This is a genomic window from Streptosporangium sp. H13245 (assembly GCF_055690525.1).
The window spans coordinates 38,401-56,882 of sequence record NZ_JBSZKT010000047.1 but is presented as its reverse complement, the minus strand read 5'-3'; the positions used below and the strand labels follow the sequence as shown (position 1 = coordinate 56,882).

Here is an 18,482-nt window from a genome sequence, read left to right as displayed (position 1 = left end):
GTCAGGGCGACGACATCGTCAACAACGACACCGTCAACCGGTTCACCGAGATCTTCGGCTCGGCCGGTAACGACACCCTGTGGGGCGGCAGCGGCCGTGACGTCCTCGTCGGCGACAGCGGCGACGACTTCCTGCACGGCCGGGGCGGCAACGACACCACCGACGGGGGCGCCAACACCGACACCTGCACCGGCGAGACCGAGCAGAACTGCGAGCTCTGAGCCCACCGGCCCCCGTGACACGGGGCCGGTGACGGGCCGGGCGTCCAACGAGGACGCCCGGCCTTCAGGCGTGGATGCGCGAAGCAGGGGCGCCGGGGACGTAGCGGATGTGGTGAGCGGCCGGAACCGCGGGTTCACGAGGGAACCGGACAGGTACGCCACGACGGTCTCGGTTTTACCGGCGGCGCGGCGCGCGGCGGCGGGTGTCAGGTGTCGAGGCCCGCGTCGATGGCGTCGAGGAGTTCGCCCAGGTCCGCCAGTTGTCCGCTGTCCAGCGTTCCGAATATCTCGCGCAGGACGCGTTCGCCCGCCGCCGTACCGGCGGCCAGTGCCTTGGCGCCCTCGGGGGTGAGGCTGACGAGTTTGGAACGCCCGTCTTCGGGATCGGCCGCCCGTTCGATCAGTCCCTCGCGCTCCAGGGCCTCGACGGCCTGGGTGACCGAGCGGGGGGCGTGACCGAGTTCTCGCGCCAGTGACGACTGCCGCATGGCGCCGCGTCCGTCGAGTGCCCGCAGGACCTTCGTACGAGCCAGTGACGGTCCGTTGGCCGTCATACCGTCGTCGACGACCTTGCGCAGGCGGTAGCCGAGCGACAGATACCGCAGGCCGATCTCCGCGGGCGTCGCCGTCCGGTCCCTCATGGTCGTCTCCTCTCGCCGTCACCCAGTTGGTGAGGTACCTCATTGAAATGTTACCTTAATGAGGTACCTCACCAATTATCGTGAAAAAAGGAGATCCATGGACACCCGGCCCGTCATCGTGATGACCGGGGCGACGAACGGCCTGGGCCGCCTGGCCGCTCTCGACCTGGCCCGCACCGGCGCCCACCTCGGCGTCATCGCCCGCAGCCAAACCAAGGCGGACGCGCTGCGCCGGGAGATCGAACAGGGCGCCCCCGGCACCCCGGTGGACGTCTTCCTCGCCGACCTGTCCCTGCTCAACGAGGTCCGGCGGGCCGCGGAGCGAATCGACGCGCACTACCCGCGGATCGACGTACTGATCAACAACGCGGGCCTGCACGCCTTCTCCCAGCGGATCACCTCCGAGGGGCTGGCCGAGATGACCGCGGTCAACTACCTCGCCCCCTGGACGCTCACCAACGCCCTGCGCGACAAGCTCACCGCCTCGGCCCCCGCCCGGATCGTCACGGTCGCCTCCCGGGCCTCGCGCCGGGTCCACACCATCGACCCGCTCACAGACCTGACCGACACAACGGCCTTCACCCGCCGCGAGTCGGGCCCGCTGTACGGCCGGACCAAGCTGATGGACATCATGTTCACCCAGGAACTCGGCCGCCGGCTTGAGGGAACGGGCGTCGCGGTCACCTGCCTGTGCCCGGGCTTCAACACCACCGGGCTCGGGCGCGAACTTCCCCTCGCCCGCACCCTGGAGAAGACCCTCACCCGGCTGAACATCGGCGACCCCCGCCACGGCGCCGACATCATCGTGAAACTCGCGACCGACCCCGCCTTCGCCCACGTCACCGGAGGCTACTTCGCCGCCAAGACCACCAAGCCGTTGGAGTGCCCCGAGATCGGCCGCGACGAGGCGGTCCAGCGCGCGCTGTGGCGGACCACCGCCGAACTCCTCCACGACACCCACCGGCCCGGCGGCACCTGAACCGCGCGGACCGCAGCCGACTTCCCGTTGCCGCGTCTGGGCCCGCGCGGTGCCGTGGGTGCCGGAGGGCGACGAGCGGGCCCGCCGGTCGCCGGGACGTCCGCGTTATCGAATCAAGGTGCGAAGTAAGCGGATTGGCCGGCTTATGCGTGAGGGGGGTGTGGAGCACATGGAGTTCGAGGACTTCTACCAAAGCGCCCGGGACGCGTGCCTGCGCGCCGTCGTGGCGGCCACCGGGGACCGGCAGCTGGCCGAGGACCTGGTCGCCGAGGCGTTCACGCGGGCGTGGCTGTCCTGGCGTACGGTCAGGCGGCATCCCGCGCCACGCGCGTGGGTGGTCCGGGTGGCGCTGAACACGCGGGTGAGCTGGTGGCGGCGTCGTCGTCACGAGGTCACCCTGGCCGGTCACGACAGCGCCCAACCGGCACGCCCCGATGCGCCGGACGTGGATCCCGCCCTGCTGGCCGCCCTGCGGCGGTTGCCGAAACGGCAGCGGGAGGTGGTGGCACTGCGGGTCTTCCTGGACCTGGACACCCACACCACCTCCACGACCCTCGGGATCGCTCCGGGAACCGTCACCGCGCACCTGTCGCGCGCCATCGCGGCACTGCGCGACGACCTCACCATCACCACCGCCACCAGCCTGGAGGAGCACAGATGAACGACGACGACGTACTGAACGCGGTGCGCGACTCGATGTCAGGCGTCCGGATGAGCACACCCGCGCATGAGGTGATCTCGGCGGCCCGCGCCCGCCGGCGGTATCGCCGTCTTGCCGCCACGGCCGGTGGCGGCGTGCTCGCCGCGACGGTCGCCTGGACCCTGACGTTCGGCGGTCAGCAGGTCAACGCGCCGTCGGCGGTACACGTGCGGATGGCGGCCTTCTCCGTCGACTCCAACGCCGACGGCACCGTGACCGTGAAGCTCACCAAGCAGGAGTCCCTGGATCCCACGACGATGAAGAACGCTCTGGCCCAGGCCGGGGTGCCCGCCGAGGTCACGATCAACAAATGGTGCGACACCACACCTCCCGGCGGCCAGGACGGCCTGGACGACGTCATCACCACGGACAAGACCGGCGACCAGCCGCCGCGGATAGTCATCACGCCGAGCGCGATGCCCACCGGCACCAAACTACTGATCGGCATCCGCACCCCCGACTACCAGCCGGACAACCCCAACCCGCTCGGCGCGACGATGAGCCTGGTCCCTGCGGACGCGCCGCTGACCTGCTCGACCGACATCCCCTACAAGCCCGGGCGCGACAGGCACCCGGTCGGCGACAAGCTCGGCGACACGGAAAAGGACGCGATGAAGGACGCCGCCAAGAAGGCGGAGGAAGCCAAGGAAACCAAGGAAACCGCGGAAACGAACTGACCGTTCACCGGGTGCGGCCTGGGGGCCGGGCCCACGGCAGGGAAGGTGGATCCGGCCACGCGGCCGCCGCTGGACCGATCGGATCGAAGCCTCGGGTGAGAACGAGTCCCGAGAGGAGTCGTCGATCCTGACCGCCTCGCCCCCCCTTTCTTGATCTTGCTCCCGGAGAGGGGGCGTTCATGAGAATCTGGGAGTGCGGCGCAGAGCACGGACCCGGTTCCGGCCTGCCATTCTGGGCGGAGGCTTCGATGTTCTCCCGTACCGGCCTCAGGGTTCGCATGGCCGTGTCGTACGTGCTGATCTCGGCGGTGGCGGCCTTCCTCGCGGCGATGATCGGCTGGTTCGTCATCCCGCGCGGGCTGTCGCCGTGGATCCACGTGGAGTACCCCAAGGACGGGAGCCGCCCGCTGCAGGACCAGGCGGAGGTGCTCGCGGCGGGGGACGCCATGGGGCTCGCCCTGGCCGCGGCCGATCTGGCCGGGCGAAACGAAGGTCTGTCCGACGGGGAGCTGCTGCTCAGGGTGGCCGAACGGTGGACGGGCCAGGCCTCAGGGGTGGCGGAGGCCGTCCACGACCTCGCCGGGATCAGGATGACCCGGGCGGTGGTGGCGCCGGACGGCCGCCTGGTGGTCCCCCCGGTCCCTCCGGCCGGCGAGGTGGGTTCGACGCCGCCCGGATTCCCGGGCGGCACGGCGGCGCGCAGCGGGATGGGCACCAGGCCGGGCCACCCCGTGGCCTGGGCGACCAGCCCCATCCGGGCCGGCGGGCGGGTGCTCGGGGTGGTGTACGTGTGGGCGCGGGAGGCACCCGCCGCGCACGGCTCCGCCCCGTCCACGCCCGTCATCACCTCCGGCTGGAAATCCAACGGGACCGGCTGGCTGGGGACGACCGTGCTGGCGTGGCTGCTGCTCGTCCCGCTGTGCGCCTGGTTCGGCCTGCTCAGCACGCGCAAGCTGATCTCCCGGGTGGAGCGGCTCTCCCGGGGGACCTCGGCGATGGCGCGAGGCGATCTGGGGTCGCGCGTCCCGGTCTCGGGCACCGACGAGGTCGGGCGCCTTGAGGAGAGCTTCAACACGATGAGCGAGCGGATCGAGGCCGCCGTACGGGCCGAAAGCGAGGCGGCGGGGGCGCGGGCCCGGCTGGTCGAGCGCAGCAGGATGGCCAGGGAGCTGCACGACTCGGTGTCCCAGGACCTGTTCTCGCTGAACCTGGTGGCGGGCACGCTGCGGCGGACGCTGCCCGCGGGCTCGCGCGCCGGCACCCAGGCCGAGACGATGGAGCAGACGATCGCGCGCATCATGTGGGAGATGCGCGCGATGCTGCTGGAGTTGCGTCCGGCGGAGCTGGCGGAGGCGGGCCTGGTCGCGGCGCTGCTCGAACTGTGCCGGACGTACGAGACGCGGCTGGGCATGTCGGTCACCGCCGACCTGGACGAGGTGGAGCTGGGCCCGAAGGCGGAGCACACGCTGCTGCGCGTGGTGCAGGAGGCGCTCGGCAACGCGGCCAGGCACGGCGGCGCGCGGACGGCCGAACTTCGCCTGACCGCCTCCGGGGACGGTGTGGAGGTGCTGGTCCGCGACCGGGGCCGGGGTTTCGATCCGGAGCTGGCGGGCGGGCGGCACGGGCTGGGGCTGCGCCTGATGCGTGAGCGGATCGCCGAGGCCGGGGGCACCATCGAGGTGGAGAGCGCGGCGGGCGCGGGCACCACCGTCCGCGTCCGTCTTCCACGGACCACGGGAGGTGCGGTGTGATCCGCGTGCTGATCGTCGACGACCACCAGGTCGTCCGCCAGGGCCTGCGGTACGCGCTGGAGGAGGAGCCGGACGTCGAGGTCGCCGGGGAGTGCGCCGACGGGGAGTCCGCCCTCGCGGCCATCGCCGGGCTACGGCCCGACGTGGTGGTGCTCGACCTGGTGATGCCCGGCCTGGACGGTCTCGGTGTGCTGTCTCGGCTGAAGGAGGAGCCGCACCGGCCGCCGGTGATCGTCCTCACCTCCTACGTCGAGGACGACCAGGTGCTGAACGCGCTGCGCGGCGGGGCGCTGTCGTACCTGACGAAGACGAGCGCCAGCGACCAGGTGGTGGCGGCGGTGCGCGCGGCCGCGGAGGGCCGCAGCGTGCTGGACCCCGCCGTGGCGGCGCTGCTGGTCCAGCAGGCGCACGGCCGCCCCGACGACCCGTTGCGCGTGTTGTCGCCCCGGGAGCGCGAGGTGCTGGCGTCCCTGTCGCACGGCCGCTCGAACCGGGAGATCGCCCGCGTGCTGTCGCTGAGCGAGGAGACGGTGAAGTCCTACGTCTCCAGCCTGCTGGCCAAACTCGGGCTCCAGGACCGCACGCAGGCCGCGATCTTCGGCCTGCAGTGCGGCCTGGTGCCTCTCGGTGAGGCGATGTCGGCGCCGGTCCGCGATCGTGGCCGGCGCTGACCGTCCGCTCAGCCGCCGGTGCGCAGGGCGTCGGTCGGTGACAGCCGGGCGGCGCGCAGTGCCGGGTAGAGCCCGGCGAGCGCCCCGGCGACGAGCGAGACGCCGAAGCCGCCCCACAGCGCGGCGGGCGGGATCGCCAGGTCCCAGCCCTGGGACAGGGCCAGGCCCGCGGTGACGGCTGAGCCGATCACCACCCCGCAGGCGCCGCCCAGCGCGGACAGGACGAGCGACTCGGTGAGGAACTGCACGGCGATGTGCCCCCGGGTGGCCCCCAGGGTGCGCCACAGGCCGATCTCCGAGCGCCGTTCCAGTACCGAGATCACCATCACGTTGGCGATGCCGATGACGCCGACCAGGAGCGCGACGGCGCCGAGCCCGAGAAACAGCGCGCCCGCCGACCGCTTGACCGCCAGTTGCGCGGTCAGGGCGTCCGAGGGCCTGCTGGTCCGCACCGAGAACGGGCTGGCCGGGTTGGCGGTCGCGGCGAGGATCCGGCCCACGTCCGTCACCCGGGCGGGGTCGGTCCGCACGTAGACGCGGCTGGGCGCCCCGGTGTGTCCCAGCCGTTCCCTGGCCGCGGCGAACGAGACCAGCGCCGACCTGTCGATCTCGGGCTGGAGCGGGAACGGGTTGAGGATCCCGATCACGGTGAACCACTGGCCGCCGAGCCACACCCGGGTGTCGGCGTCCAGCCGGGCGATGCCGAGCTGGGTGGCCATGTCCTTGCCGAGTACGGTCACCGGCGCCGCTCCCGCGCCCATGAAGTGTCCCGCCATGACCGAACCCTGCAACGTCCTCAGCAGCGTCTCGTCCGCCGCCCGTACGGCCAGGCCGCCGGTCTGGCCCGAGGGGATGTGGTCGTTGCGGTAGACGTCGGCGTCGCCGATCCGCGCGGTGGGCGCCACGCCCAGCACGCCCGGTACCCGCCGGATCATCGGCGCGGCCTCGTCAGGGAGCATGACCTCGGCGCCGCTCAGGTTGGTGCCGCCGACCACGGTGAGCAGGTTGGTGCCGAGCGCCTCCAGCTGGCCGAGCAGCTGCGAGGAGCTGGAGCGGGTGACGCCGAGCACGGCGACCATGGAGGCGATGCCGATCGCGATTCCCAGCGCCGACAGTCCCGTCCTGACCCGGCGAAAACGCAGGCCCAGCGTGCCGGTCGGGATGATGTCGCCGGGCCGCAGGTGGCTGCGCCACCTCGGCCGCCGGTCCTCATGCGTCCCCGGAGTCGTGCCCGCGTTCGTGTCCGGGGTTGTCTTCGGCGAGCCGGTCACGAGACCACCACCCCGTCCCGCAGTTCGATCCGGCGTCGGCAGGCGGCGGCGACCCGTTCCTCGTGGGTGACGATCACCAGGGTGGTGCCCGCCTCGTTCAGCTCCCGCATGAGGGTCAGGACGCCCGCGCCGCTGGCGGAGTCGAGGTTGCCGGTCGGCTCGTCGGCGAACACGATCGCCGGGCGGCCCACCGTGGCGCGGGCGATGGCCACGCGCTGCCGTTCGCCGCCCGACAGTTTGGTCACCCGGTGATGCAGCCGGTGGCCGAGCCCGACCGCCTCCAGCGCCTCCGCCGCGGCCCGCCGCCGCCTCCTGGCGGGCACCCCCCGGTACAGCAGGCCCGCGGCGACGTTCTCCAGGGCCGTCAGGGTCTCCAGGAGGAAGAACCGCTGGAAGACCACGCCCACCCGCCAGGCGCGCAGGCCCGCGAGCCGCCGGTCGGTGAGCGTCTCGATCCGCTGGCCGTCCAGCAGGACCGAGCCGCCGGTGGGCCGGTCAAGACCGGCCATGAGGTGGAGCAGGGTGGATTTTCCGGACCCCGACGCGCCCCTGACGGCGATCATCTCGCCTTCCTCGACGGCCAGGCTCACGCCGCGGACCGACTCCACCGGGGGGTTTCCCGGGTAGGTCTTGCGGACGTCGCGGAGTTCAAGAAGCGTCACCGGGCACCTCCACCCGCATCCCGGGCGACAGGTCCCCGGTCACCTCGGCCAGCCCCCTGGACTCGTCGAACAGGCCCGTCTCCACGGCCACGCGCCTTCGGGTGGCGCCCCGCACGACGACGACCTCGTAGGTCCGGTCGGGCCGGGCCAGCAGCGCCGTCGTGGGCACGGCGAGCACGCCCTCGCGCTCGCGGGCCACGATGGCGACCTGGACGCCCGCCTGGTCCAGGAACCCGCGGATCCTCTCCCTGCCCGACAGCGTGATCGTCACCGGTGCCACCGAGGTGCCGTCGGCGGCGTCGTCGCCCTGAGCGGCAAGGGCGACCGCGCCGACCGAGCTGATCTTCCCCTCCCTCGGCGACCCGTCGGGCAGTGTCACGACCACCGGGTCGCCCGCCTGGATCCGTGGCAGGTCGCCGGGCGAGAGCGCGACCCGTACGGCCGGTTTCCGCCCGGTGCCGTGCAGGACGAGCCGTCCGGGTCCCACGATGGCGGCGAGTTTCACGTCGTGCCCGCCGACGCGCGTCGCCGCCGGGGTGAACACGACCTGGCCGAGCGGCACCTCGCCGGTGACCGTCAGTTTGGCCGCCTTCTGCCAGCGCCGTACCGCGTGGTACGTCGCCGGTGAGAAGTGCCGGTCCACCGTCAGGCCCTCGCCGTGGCCGAGGGCGGCGAGGTTGCGTTCCAGCTGGAGCACGTCGGCCCCGTCGGTGACGCCGGGGCCGAGGCCGCGCCAGGCCGGGCGGTCGCCGTACATCAGCCGGACGCGGCTTCCGTCCAGCTCGTAGGCGGCCATGCCGCGCCGCAGGACGGCGCCGACCTTGGGGAGCCAGGTCACGACGCCGCCACGGCCCGCCGTCAGCTCGTACGACCCGGTGTAGCCGAGCGTGCCGTTCACCAGGCGGCGCTCGGCCACGTCCGTCCGTACCACCTCGGCGGTGGAGGTCGTCACGCCCGGTGTGGGCGTGGGGGTCGCGGCCCCGCCGGAGTGGTTGACGACGAACCATGTGCCGGTCCCGGCCGCGCCGGCGATCGAGGCCGCCGCGAGCGCGAGCAGGCCGCGCGAGCGGCGGTGGCGCCGTGCGGGGAGCCGGTCGGGGGTGTTTCCTTTTCGCTGTCCCGGCGTCGCGGATGTCACTTGCCGCCCCTCGCCTTCAGCACGCCGTTGGGCAGGTTGGGCCGGCAGGCCTCGGTCTGCGCCGTGGCCACGTCGGGATTGTCGCGGTCGGCGAGCCGCCGCGGCAGCGTGAAGTAGCCGTCGGGGTCGGGGTCGGGCCAGTCGGAGACGCCCTTCTGGCGCATGCACCGGGCGAACTCACGCCACGCGGCCATGTCGCTCTCGGAGGCGGGCGCGCCGGTCTCCTGGCCCGCCTGCGCGATCTCCCGCAGGACGGGTTCGCACGCCTTCTCCGCCGCCTCCGGCGGCGGCGTGGCACCCGACGGCAGCTTCCACCTGCCGTCGTCGCCCAAGATCATGTCAGGGAAGTCCGGCACTCCGTTGTCACGGACGCACTGGGAGAGCTTCCGGTAAAGCGCGGCCACCGTGGCCTCGCCGCCCTTCGGGGGGGTGGTCTCGCCCGCGCCGCAACCGGCGAGTGCGGCCAGCCCGGCCAGTGCGGCGGCGACGGCGAGCGCGCCGGACGTGGTCTTCGTATTGCGGTGGATCCGGTGAACAAGCATGGACCCAGGTTCGCCACCGGCCCGCCACGGGCGATTCCCCAGAACGTGATGACCTCACCCCCCACATTTGGGGTATCGACAAAACGGCGCGGCGGCCTTTACCCGGCGAACTCGATCGGCGCCCGCGCGGGGACCCCGTCCGACGCCGTCAAGCGGGTCCCCGGCGGGGAGAACCCCTGTTCACCGTCGCGGCATCGCCGGACGAGCCTGCGGTGATGCCCGTACCGGGTCCCTCAGGGGCGCAGGGCGTACACGTTGCCGCCGCCGCCCGTGTAGAGGAGGCCGTTGGCGTGGGTGAGGGTGTTGCCGTCGATGAAGCTGCTTACCAGCGCGTCGCCGGTGTGCGCGCGCCATTTCCGCGCGCCGGTGGCGGCGTCCAGGGCGTGGACGGTGCCCCTTTCGGTCGACACGTACACGACGCCCTTGTGCGCGACGGGGCCCACGGTGATGACGCCGCCCACCGGCGTGCTCCACCGTTCCTCGCCGGTACCGGTGTCGAAGGCGGTGACGATGCCGGTGCCGGTGACCACGTAGAGGTGGTCCCGGCTGACGATCGGGTCAAGGCCGAGGGCCGGGTCGATGACGCCGGTCGGGGCGCTCCATCGTTTCTCGCCGGTACGGGCGTCGAGCGCGTGCACTTGGTGGTCGGCGCCCCTGACGTAGACGGTGGCGTCGGCGGGTAGCGGGGCGCAGGTGAGCGCGCCGCCGAGCCGGGTGCTCCACCGCTGCGCGCCGGTGGCGGCGTCCAGGGCGCGGATCCGGCGGTCGGCGCCCGCGACGTAGACGACCTTCCCGGCCGGGGTGACCCAGGTGCTGGCGGCCTCGCCGGTTCCCGTCCGCACGCTCCACCGCCGCGCGCCGGTGGCCAGATCCAGCGCGTGTACGGTGCCCGCCCTGTCGTCCACGTAGACGGTGCCGCGGGCCTGGACGAGACGGGAGTAGCTGCAGTTTTCGACAAGGCGGAAACGCCACAGCCGTCGGCCGGTGGCGGCGTCCAGGGCGATGGTCTCGCCTCCGGCGCAGAAGACGACGCGCCCCCGCGTCACGAGGAAGTGATCTCCCACCTCATGCGAGGAGTACTGCCATCGCGGGCGGCCGGTGCGGGCGTCCAGGGCGTGCAGGATGAATGAGTCCTGGGCGTACACCAGGTCGCCGGCGAACCGTACCGGCCCGGACACGTAGTCGCCGATCATTCGGTTCCACCGCGGGCGGCCGGTGACGGCGTCCAAGGCGTAGACGCGGCCGCCGCCGGCGGCGTAGACGGTGTCGCCGCTCACCGTGGGCGCGCGCATCAGGTGGCCGTCGGCGGGGAAGCTCCAGCGCAGCCGCGGGAGCGGGGCGGGGGTGTGGCGGGCAAGCCGGTAGCGGGTCAGGAGTTCGTCCCGGACCAGCGGGGCCGAGAGCCGCAGGGCCGGACGCGAGGTGGAGACGAGCCGGACGATGACCGGGCCCACGCCGACGACGGCCTCGGGCGCGCCGCTGCTGCCGGTGGCGGTGGGGACGAGGTAGTCGAGCAGGTACGGATCCTCCGTGGTCACGTCGTAGGCCATGGCCTGCTTGAGGTTGGCGGTCTCGGTCGCGAAGATCCGCCGGGCGGTCGCGCTGGAGGACGACACCCACTCCACCGCGAGGGACACGACGGGAGCGTCGTCGGTGGGCGGGATCCAGTCGCACCGGGACGGACGCGGCAGGCGCTCGCCGAACAGGGCCGGGGTCGCGGGTACGGGCGTGTAGCCGTCCGCGATGGGGCGCAGGTCGGCGGCGCTCAGCAGGCCGCACGCGTCCGGCCAGGCCTCCGGCGAGACACCGTCGAACGGCTCGCGTCCGGTCGGGATCCCGTAGGTCAGGGTGTAGGCGGCGACGCGGCCCCTGTCGAGCAGCACGAACGCCGTGCCGGGCGCGGTTCCCACGAGGGTGGCGGCGCCGGAGGGCACGTCGAGCGGCAGCGAGTGCGGGCGGCCCGTGCGCAGGTCGAGAAAGGTCAGGAACGCCGGTAGCGGCCAGGTGGACAGGACGGAAATTCCGGGATCGGTTCTGCTCAGATACAGCGGCTCGCTCCACGGGCCGCCCCCCGCGGCGCGCGGCGTCTCGTGCGAGGCGGGCAGCCGGCGGCCGTCCGGCGCGTAGAACGCGTCGCCGATCTCGACGTATCCGTCACCGCTGACCGTGAGACCGAGCCTGTCCGGGTCCCCGAGCCGCACCGGGTCCGGGAAGTCGCGGGCGGGCGAGGGCATCGTGCGGCTCCATTCGGCCCGCAGCGTGGACGGGTCCACCGAGGAGAGCCGCATCCGGTTGTCCGCGCAGTGGTCGAGCAGCAGCAGCGAGTGCGCGCCGGCGGCGGCGGTCAGGTCGCAGCGCCGCTCGTGGACCGTCCTGGCCACGGCGGCGCCCGAGCGCGGGTCCAGCGACAGCAGGGTCAGCGGTTCGAACACTCGCTCGGCGAGCACGACGCCGCGTTCGGTCACCACGACCCGGGGCCCGGAGTAACGGCCGGTGCCGGGGACGCGCTCCTGGTCGAGGAGGGCGACGGTGCGCCCCCACAGTGCCGCGCCGCTGGCCGCGTCGTAGGCCTGTAGCCGTTGCTCGCCCTCGAACACCTCCACCTCACCGGTGAGCACGAAGACGGTGCCGGACGTCACCCACACGCCGGTGACCGGGTAGCCGGGCGGGTACAGGGTGCGGACGTGCCCGCCGGTGCGGGCGTCGAGAACGCGTACCCGGTTCTCGCCGGCCAGGGCCAGCACCTGCTCGGAGGCGTCGCTGAAGAGGACCTCGAACGCCGACTTCGGGTCGTTGGCGGGCGCCGGCCACGCCGGCCGCCACTGAACGGGGACGAGCCTGGCGCCGGGGGCGTCCGCGGCGGCGCCGAGCAGCAGCGCGATCGTCACCAGGACGGCGGCGGCCCGCGCGCTCAGCACTTTTTCGCGGTCGTGCAGGCCAGGCCGGAGGGTCGCGGCACCCAGAAGCCGCCCCCCGTTCTGCCGTAGGCGGTGCGGTAGGAGCCGGCCCGGCCCGTCAGCCGGAACGGCACACCGCCCGGCCCCTTGATCACGATCTCCTCGGAACGGCCCCCGGCCAGCACCGTGGCCACCAGATCGAACTCGTAGTACGCCTTCGCACCGACGATCGACAGGCTGAGTGTGACCACCTCGTCGCGTTTGAGGTCGATCTGCTTCTTGGTGAAGTACGCGGTGCGCGGGTCCTCCTTGGTGGTGAAGCGGACCGGCCGCCGGTCGAGGTCGGCGAGGAGTTCCACCGTGTTGGCCTCCCCGGCGCTGCCCGGCAGCAGGTAGGCGCCATCGGAGGGGGCCGCGCGGGTGAGCACCCGGGGTTCGATGTCGATGATGCGCACGCTGCTGCGGTTGCCCTTCAAGACGACGGTGGCCGTCATCTCCCCGATCGTGGCGACGTGGTGCCGGGCCAGCATGGCGTCCACGTCGGCGTCGCTCGCCGCCTTGCCCAGCAGGATCGCCCGGTCGCGGGGGTCGGTCACCGGTTCTCTGAGCACGAGCGGGCGCTCGTCGAGGGAGACCTCCACGTGCCCGACCGTCAGCGGCGGCTGGTTGCCGATCCGGTCGATGGCGTCGGACCCGCTCGCGGTGTACCAGGTGGTGAACACCACGCCCGCCGCCGCGATGAGCACAGCGCTGGCCACCCCCGCCACCCACGCGCGCGCGGCCTTCCAGCCTTCCGGGCCCGGCTCCGGCTGACCGCCGCCGCCCCGGCCGCCACCGCTCTTCCCGCGCTGACGCGCTCTGGCCATGACCGCCTTTCGATGACTGTCGAATGGGCTGATTCCGACCATGCACCCACGAATATGCCCGCCCGTCGCCCACCGCGCACCAGAACAACGTTTTTGTTTGAATGCGCCCGACGCCGCCTCATCGTGGCAACGCCGTGGTGTGCGGACGCGGACGGTGGGTGTCGTGGCGTCGCCACAGGGCCAGGGCGATGAGGGCTCCGGCGGGGGCGGTCAGGCAGGAGCCGATCACGTCCGTCGGGTAGTGCACGCCGAGGTAGAGGCGGGCGAGGGCCTGGGCCGTCACCAGGACGGCGCCGATGATCACCACGGTGCGGGACCAGCGGGTGCCCCGGGCGAGCACGGCCAGGGCCATCACCAGCACCAGGGTGATCGACACGTGCCCGCTGGGGAAGCTGTCGTGGCCGTAGTGGGTGATGAGCTGGTGGTCGAAGGGCGGGCGCGGCCGGGCCACCACCGTCTTGAACAGCGAGCTCGTGCCCCAGCCCGCGGCGATCATCGAGACGGCGGTTCCCGCCGCGCGCAGACGTCCGGTCGTGATCAGGACGGTGGCCAGCAGCACGGTGAGGCCGAGGGCGGGCATGGGGGCGAAGAAGGCGTCGAATCCCCGGGCGACGGTGCTCAGCCAGGGGGTGCGGACGCTTTGGACCAGCTCGTCCAGGCGAAGGTCGGCGCGCGTCCAGGCGGCGGTCTTCGACAACGAGCCCAGCAGCGCGGCGAGGACCAGCGACAGCAGGGGCGGGCCGAACGCGGCGAGGGTCGGATTGGCGAGGCGATCCGCCCGGCCGTCGTTCATGGGAGCTCTCCGATCACAGGTCGCGCAGGACGGTCAGCGGCGGGCGGCGGGCGGCGCGCAGCGCGACGATCCCGGCGCTGAGGAGTCCCAGGGCGGCGACGGCGGCGACGGCGCCGAGGTAGGGCCAGGGCACGGCTAGGGCGTCGGGAGGCGGATCGAACACACCGCGCAGGACGGTGACCAGCATGTGTGACAGCGCCCAGCCGCCCAGCGCCCCGAACAGGGTCGTCGCGGCGGCGACCAGCGCGACCTCGGTCCAGACGAACGCGCCGAGCTGGCGGGGGCGGGCGCCCAGGACGGTGGCCAGGGCGAAGGTACGGCGGCGTTCGGTGAAGCCGAGGATCAGCAACAACGCGGTGGCGGTGAGGGCCAGGGCGAGGCCGAGGGTCAGCTCGATGGTGGCCAGCCCGCCGAAGTCGACGGCGGTGAGGCTGGAGCCGATCACTTTGCGGGTGGTGTCCAGGTCGGTGATGTGTGAGTGCGGGCCCATGATGGTGCGCAGCCGGTCGGCGACGGTTTTCGCGGGGGTGCCGTCGGTGCTGACCAGGAAGGAGCCGACGGCGTCGGAGCCGGTCTGGGCGGCAACGTAGGCGGCGTTGGCGACCAGGAAGCTGTCGCGGGGGGCGGTGGGGAACTCGGCGGCGACGCCCGCGTAGTGGAAGACGACGGTTCGCAGTTGTTTGGTACGGCCGTCCTGGAGGCGGAGGCGCAGCTGGTCGCCCAGGTGGAGCTGGAAGTCGTGGACGGTTTCCTGGCTCACCAGGATCGCGTCGGGCCGGTGGGCGAGGCGGTCCATCATCTCCCGCGCGCTGCCGCCGACGAAGTAGGCGTCCTGCAGGCGGGTGGTGCGTGGCAGGGTCTGCGGGCGGATGCCGTAGAGGTCCTGCAGGTCGGAGCCGACGTAGGCGAAGCGGTGCTGGAGCGGCTCCACGGCCGCGACGCCGGGCAGGGAGGTGATCAGCTGCTCGTGCGAGGGGGAGGCGTCGGCGCCGGGGGACTGGGTGACGGTGACGTCGGCGCCGTTGGTGAGCTGGGCGTCGACGAGGGCCTGCTGGTGGTAGGTGGCGGTGAAGACGGAGGTGGAGATGGCGAACATCACGGCCAGTGCCGCGATCGTCACCGACCGGGCGATCGGCAGCCGTTGGCGTGACAGGCTGGCGGCGACGGTGCCGGCCAGACCGGCGGCCAGCGGCCGGGCGAGTGCGGTGACCAGGCGCCGGGCGCCGAGCGTCAGGTAGGTCAGGCGCCAGATGAGCAGCCCGGAGCCGGCCCACAGCAGGGCCGGTCCGGCGAAGGCCCAGTAGTCGACGGAGATCTGCGGGACGCCCTCGGGGACCAGCAGGAGGTGGTAGCCGTTCCTGCCGGTGACCCAGAACAGGGCGGCCGAACCGAGCAGGAGCCAGCCGTCGGGGCCGTACCTCGTCCATCGCGGTGGCCGGGCGGCGGTGAGGGTGCGGCGGGCCGAGGCGACGGTGATCGTACGGGCGTCGCGGGCCGCGGGCAGGGCGATCGTCGTCGCGGCGACGAGCAGGCCGAGGAGGGCCGACAGGCCCGCCCACCCCGCCGCCTGGGCCGGGGACGCGCCGAAGCGGGCCGATCCGAACGCGAGCGCGCCGATGACCGCCGCCAGGCCGAGCCCGGCCGCGACGCCGGTCGCGCCGACCAGGGCCGCCTCGGCGAGGGCCAGTCGCACCAGCGTGCGGGCGCTCGCGCCCCGGATGCGCAGCAGGGCCTGTTCGCTACGGCGGCGGGCCGCTCCCGACCCGGTGACGGCGGCGGTCAGCAGGGCGGCGAGGACGGCGCCGGGCAGGCCGAGGAAGAGGAACAGGACCTGGGCGTAGAGGGCGTCGGAGCGGGCGGCGTCCAGGGCGGCGCCGATGTTGTCGCCGACCAGCCCGGTACCGGCCAGGCGCGCCTCCAGGTTGCGGGCGGCTCCGGTGACCTGTTCGTAGGCGGTGGCGGGGTCGTCGGCGAAGCGGTGGAGCAGCCGGGTGTGCAGCTGGCGGTGCAGCGGCTGGTCGTACAGGCGCCGCCATTGGGCCGCGGGCACGATCAGCACGTTGTCCGGGGGAGCCTGGGGTTGTGCTCCCCGGGGGGCGCCCACCTTCTGGAACAGGGAGTCGGCCTCGGGCAGGTCGACGACGCCGTCCACCCGGACGGCGGCGTCCGGCAGGCCGGTACGGTGCAGGGTGACGGTGTCGCCGGTGGCGGCGTGCAGGTTCGCGGCGGTCTGCTGGGCGAGCAGGACCCCTCGGGAGGCTCCGGTGAGCGGGCGTAGTTCGCCGGGGAAGACGCCGGTGTAGTCGTCGGGCAGGCCCAGGACCTGGCCGGGGCCGGTGGTGAGGACCTGGCCGTCTTTACGGGATTCGAATCCGGTCACGGCGCCGAAGTCGACCTGGCGGACGGTGTGGACTCCCGGGGCCTGCCACAGGCCGCGCGTCACCGCGGCGGGGTCGGCGCCGGGCTGGACCTCGACCTGCCAGTCCACCGGGACGCGAAGCAGTGACTGCGCGGTCATGGTGGACTTGGCGGCGGCCAGGAAGACGCCCAGTGAGGCGAGCAGTGCGACGGCGACGGCGACCCCCGCCGACGCCGCGGCCAGCCGTCCGGTACGGCGCGCCAGCAGGCCGCGCAGCCAGATCAGCATGGCGGCTCCTCCAATCTGCCGTCGCGCATCTCCCAGCGGTGTGGCAGCCGTCCGGCGACGGCCGGGTCGTGGGTGGCGACGACCAGGCCGGCCCCCAGCTCAGCGGCGACCTCGATCAGCAGGGTGACGACGTCGGCGGCGTGGGCGGCGTCGAGCTGGCCGGTGGGCTCGTCGGCGATGATCAGGCGGGGGGCGGCGGCCAGGACGCGGGCGACGGCCACGCGCTGGGCCTGCCCGCCGGACAGCTCCTCGGGCAGGCGGTCTCCCAGGGCCGCCAAGCCGACCTGCCGCAGCGCCCGCGCCGCCTTGGCGTCGGCTTCGTCCCGGGGACGTCCGGCGATGAGCAGGGGCAGGGCCACGTTCTCGGTCACGTTCAGCGGGGCCAGCAGGCTGGGGCCCTGGAAGACGACTCCGACGGGGACGTCGTGGCGGTGGATCTCTCCGGTGGTCGGCTCGTCCAGTCCCGCGAGCAGATGCAGCAACGTCGTCTTGCCCGACCCCGAGGAGCCCGTCACCGCGATCCGGTCGCCGTCTTTGACGGCGCAGGTGACGCCGTGGACGGCCACCACCGCGTCGTCACCCGTGCCGTAGGTACGGGAGACTCCGGCGCAGCGAATGATCGTTGTCATGCGATCCGCCCGTCGTGCAGGGCGACGACGCGGTCGGCGAACCGGCGGACCGCGGGGCTGTGCGAGGCGATCACCACCGCCGAGTGCTGGTCGGCCCGCTCACGCAGCAGGGTCAGGACGGCGTTCTCGGTGCCGCGATCGAGTTCCGCGGTCGGCTCGTCGGCCACCAGGACCGCCGGGCGGTTGGCGAGCGCGACGACCAGGCCCGCCCGGGCGCTCTCACCCCCCGACAGGGTGCTCGGCCAGGCCCTGGCCCGCGTGCTCAGGCCGGTGATCTCCAGGACCTCCTCGGCCCATCGCGCGTCACGGCGCCCGGCGATCTTCTGGGCGAGGTCGAGGTTCTGGCGGACGGTGAGGTGCTCGACCAGGTTGCCCGACTGCAGGAGCACCCCGACGCGGCGGGCGCGCAACGCCGCACGCCGCGCCTCGGGGCGGTGGCTGATCCGGGCCGAATCGATCCATACGGCGCCGCCGTCGGGCTCGTCCAGTCCCGCCAGGCAGGCGAGCAGGGTGGACTTGCCCGATCCCGAGGGGCCGGTGACGACCACGACCTCTCCGGCGGCGACCTCCAGGCTGACGCCGCGCAGCGCCTTGACCTCCTCGTCCGCGGCCCGGTAGAAGCGGTACAGCTCCTGGGCGCAGATCATGGACGCCACCGGAAGGAGTCGGAGATCGTACGCCAGGGGTCGACGTTGTCGGAGCCGGCCGGGCCCGACAGGGTCAGCACCGCCTCCTGGCCGCCACGGTGGAAGTCGTAGCGCTCGGCGTCCTGGCGGACGACCTTGCCGGTGACCGGGTTGGGCGCCGAGTCCACCCGGTAGGCGATGCGGACGGCCCGGCCGCCGGCGCGGGTGAGCGTGTTGATCGCCCTGAGGGCGAAGTTGCCGCCGGCCGCCTGGAGTTCGGACACCTCCTGGAGTTTGGCCGCCTCCAGGGTGGGGGCCGCCGACCGGGGCCTGACCGTGATCGTGAGGGTGTTGAGCTTGTCGGTGAAACTCACCGTGGCGGGGGTGGTGGTGCGGGCCCAGCCTTCCGGGACCCTGATCTCGTACTTTTTGTCGCGGTAGGGGATGAAGGCGGTGTCGTCGGGGATGTCGCCGGGCGGGCTGGACTCGGTGGCGTTCGGGTCCGGCTCCCGCACCGGGGTCTGTGCCGTCGCGGCGGTCGTGGCCGGGCGGGGCGGGGGCGGGGCCGCCCGCGTGCCGCCGCAGGCGGCCACTATGGCGAGAGCCACCAGCAACGCCACCAGGAAATACGGATTTTTGACCATATTCGCCACGGTAGAAAGGGGCTGGTCAACGCCCGCGCAGCGAACGGTGAGCGCTCGATGAGCGGCCGGTTAGTTTTGCGCTTACCTTGGGACCGAAACGCCAGGACCGAAACGCCAGGACCGAGAC

General features: G+C 73.0%; 18 protein-coding genes. 6 read left to right on the top strand and 12 right to left on the bottom strand.

The window, feature by feature from the left end:
* Positions 1-221: calcium-binding protein (locus tag ACW9TB_RS36135; RefSeq protein WP_472752616.1), on the top strand; the 221-nt coding region annotated here is incomplete at its 5' end.
* Between the two features lie 206 nt (positions 222-427).
* Here ACW9TB_RS36135 and ACW9TB_RS36130 read toward each other — a convergent pair.
* Positions 428-862 carry a MarR family winged helix-turn-helix transcriptional regulator gene (locus ACW9TB_RS36130; RefSeq protein ID WP_472752615.1) on the bottom strand — a complete coding sequence of 145 codons (435 nt, stop codon included), beginning with the start codon at positions 860-862 and terminating at the stop codon, positions 428-430.
* 97 nt (positions 863-959) lie between these two features.
* On the opposite strand from ACW9TB_RS36130, the gene ACW9TB_RS36125 reads away from it, so the two are divergent.
* From ACW9TB_RS36125 to ACW9TB_RS36105, 5 genes are all read left to right on the top strand, one after another.
* Positions 960-1,841 carry an SDR family NAD(P)-dependent oxidoreductase gene (locus ACW9TB_RS36125; protein ID WP_472752614.1) on the top strand — a complete coding sequence of 294 codons (882 nt, stop codon included), beginning with the start codon at positions 960-962 and terminating at the stop codon, positions 1,839-1,841.
* 145 nt (positions 1,842-1,986) lie between these two features.
* Positions 1,987-2,502, top strand: a complete 516-nt coding sequence (locus ACW9TB_RS36120) for a SigE family RNA polymerase sigma factor (RefSeq protein ID WP_472752613.1) — start codon at positions 1,987-1,989, stop codon at positions 2,500-2,502.
* Positions 2,499-3,218 (top strand): hypothetical protein, encoded by a 720-nt coding sequence (locus ACW9TB_RS36115; RefSeq protein ID WP_472752612.1) that lies wholly within the window; start codon positions 2,499-2,501, stop codon positions 3,216-3,218. The genes ACW9TB_RS36120 and ACW9TB_RS36115 overlap by 4 nt, the downstream gene beginning before the upstream one ends.
* Before the next feature lie 248 nt (positions 3,219-3,466).
* Positions 3,467-4,969, top strand: a complete 1,503-nt coding sequence (locus tag ACW9TB_RS36110) for a HAMP domain-containing sensor histidine kinase (protein WP_472752611.1) — start codon at positions 3,467-3,469, stop codon at positions 4,967-4,969.
* The gene (locus tag ACW9TB_RS36105) at positions 4,966-5,640 is read left to right on the top strand and encodes a response regulator (protein WP_472752610.1); all 675 of its coding nucleotides are present in this window, start codon (positions 4,966-4,968) and stop codon (positions 5,638-5,640) included. The genes ACW9TB_RS36110 and ACW9TB_RS36105 overlap by 4 nt, the downstream gene beginning before the upstream one ends.
* Positions 5,641-5,648: 8 nt before the next feature.
* Here the strand turns inward: ACW9TB_RS36105 and ACW9TB_RS36100 are convergent, their stop codons facing one another.
* From ACW9TB_RS36100 to ACW9TB_RS36050, 11 genes are all read right to left on the bottom strand, one after another.
* The gene (locus ACW9TB_RS36100) at positions 5,649-6,911 is read right to left on the bottom strand and encodes an ABC transporter permease (protein WP_472752609.1); all 1,263 of its coding nucleotides are present in this window, start codon (positions 6,909-6,911) and stop codon (positions 5,649-5,651) included.
* Entirely contained in the window at positions 6,908-7,573 is a 666-nt protein-coding gene (locus ACW9TB_RS36095; RefSeq protein ID WP_472752608.1) for an ABC transporter ATP-binding protein, read from the bottom strand. Before ACW9TB_RS36095 ends, ACW9TB_RS36100 begins: the two co-directional genes overlap by 4 nt.
* On the bottom strand, positions 7,560-8,711 hold the full coding sequence (locus ACW9TB_RS36090) for a peptidoglycan-binding protein (RefSeq protein ID WP_472752607.1): 1,152 nt from the start codon (positions 8,709-8,711) through the stop codon (positions 7,560-7,562). Before ACW9TB_RS36090 ends, ACW9TB_RS36095 begins: the two co-directional genes overlap by 14 nt.
* Entirely contained in the window at positions 8,708-9,253 is a 546-nt protein-coding gene (locus tag ACW9TB_RS36085) for a hypothetical protein (protein WP_472752606.1), read from the bottom strand. Before ACW9TB_RS36085 ends, ACW9TB_RS36090 begins: the two co-directional genes overlap by 4 nt.
* Before the next feature lie 233 nt (positions 9,254-9,486).
* Entirely contained in the window at positions 9,487-12,171 is a 2,685-nt protein-coding gene (locus ACW9TB_RS36080) for an outer membrane protein assembly factor BamB family protein (RefSeq protein ID WP_472752605.1), read from the bottom strand.
* Positions 12,165-13,016 carry a hypothetical protein gene (locus ACW9TB_RS36075; RefSeq protein WP_472752604.1) on the bottom strand — a complete coding sequence of 284 codons (852 nt, stop codon included), beginning with the start codon at positions 13,014-13,016 and terminating at the stop codon, positions 12,165-12,167. Before ACW9TB_RS36075 ends, ACW9TB_RS36080 begins: the two co-directional genes overlap by 7 nt.
* 118 nt (positions 13,017-13,134) lie before the next feature.
* Complete coding sequence (locus ACW9TB_RS36070; RefSeq protein ID WP_472752603.1) at positions 13,135-13,809, bottom strand: phosphatase PAP2 family protein; 675 nt, start codon at positions 13,807-13,809, stop codon at positions 13,135-13,137.
* A 13-nt stretch (positions 13,810-13,822) separates the two neighbouring features.
* Positions 13,823-16,456 carry an FtsX-like permease family protein gene (locus ACW9TB_RS36065; protein ID WP_472752602.1) on the bottom strand — a complete coding sequence of 878 codons (2,634 nt, stop codon included), beginning with the start codon at positions 16,454-16,456 and terminating at the stop codon, positions 13,823-13,825.
* Entirely contained in the window at positions 16,450-17,085 is a 636-nt protein-coding gene (locus tag ACW9TB_RS36060; RefSeq protein ID WP_472752601.1) for an ABC transporter ATP-binding protein, read from the bottom strand. The genes ACW9TB_RS36065 and ACW9TB_RS36060 overlap by 7 nt, the downstream gene beginning before the upstream one ends.
* Positions 17,082-17,732, bottom strand: coding sequence for an ABC transporter ATP-binding protein (locus ACW9TB_RS36055; protein WP_472752600.1), 651 nt, complete (start codon positions 17,730-17,732; stop codon positions 17,082-17,084). Before ACW9TB_RS36055 ends, ACW9TB_RS36060 begins: the two co-directional genes overlap by 4 nt.
* Positions 17,729-18,355: a hypothetical protein gene (locus ACW9TB_RS36050; protein WP_472752599.1), complete on the bottom strand. Its 627-nt coding sequence runs from the start codon at positions 18,353-18,355 to the stop codon at positions 17,729-17,731. The genes ACW9TB_RS36055 and ACW9TB_RS36050 overlap by 4 nt, the downstream gene beginning before the upstream one ends.
* Positions 18,356-18,482: the final 127 nt, after the last annotated feature.

Excerpts from the sequence above, each read along its gene's own strand:
- ACW9TB_RS36130 (WP_472752615.1), bottom strand. The coding sequence starts at position 862 with ATGAGGGACCGGACGGCGACGCCCGCGGAGATCGGCCTGCGGTATCTG.
- ACW9TB_RS36125 (WP_472752614.1), top strand. The coding sequence starts at position 960 with ATGGACACCCGGCCCGTCATCGTGATGACCGGGGCGACGAACGGCCTG.
- ACW9TB_RS36120 (WP_472752613.1), top strand. The coding sequence starts at position 1,987 with ATGCGTGAGGGGGGTGTGGAGCACATGGAGTTCGAGGACTTCTACCAA.
- ACW9TB_RS36115 (WP_472752612.1), top strand. The coding sequence starts at position 2,499 with ATGAACGACGACGACGTACTGAACGCGGTGCGCGACTCGATGTCAGGC.
- ACW9TB_RS36110 (WP_472752611.1), top strand. The coding sequence starts at position 3,467 with ATGTTCTCCCGTACCGGCCTCAGGGTTCGCATGGCCGTGTCGTACGTG.
- ACW9TB_RS36085 (WP_472752606.1), bottom strand. The coding sequence starts at position 9,253 with ATGCTTGTTCACCGGATCCACCGCAATACGAAGACCACGTCCGGCGCG.
- ACW9TB_RS36075 (WP_472752604.1), bottom strand. The coding sequence starts at position 13,016 with ATGGCCAGAGCGCGTCAGCGCGGGAAGAGCGGTGGCGGCCGGGGCGGC.
- ACW9TB_RS36070 (WP_472752603.1), bottom strand. The coding sequence starts at position 13,809 with ATGAACGACGGCCGGGCGGATCGCCTCGCCAATCCGACCCTCGCCGCG.
- ACW9TB_RS36065 (WP_472752602.1), bottom strand. The coding sequence starts at position 16,456 with ATGCTGATCTGGCTGCGCGGCCTGCTGGCGCGCCGTACCGGACGGCTG.
- ACW9TB_RS36060 (WP_472752601.1), bottom strand. The coding sequence starts at position 17,085 with ATGACAACGATCATTCGCTGCGCCGGAGTCTCCCGTACCTACGGCACG.
- ACW9TB_RS36055 (WP_472752600.1), bottom strand. The coding sequence starts at position 17,732 with ATGATCTGCGCCCAGGAGCTGTACCGCTTCTACCGGGCCGCGGACGAG.
- ACW9TB_RS36050 (WP_472752599.1), bottom strand. The coding sequence starts at position 18,355 with ATGGTCAAAAATCCGTATTTCCTGGTGGCGTTGCTGGTGGCTCTCGCC.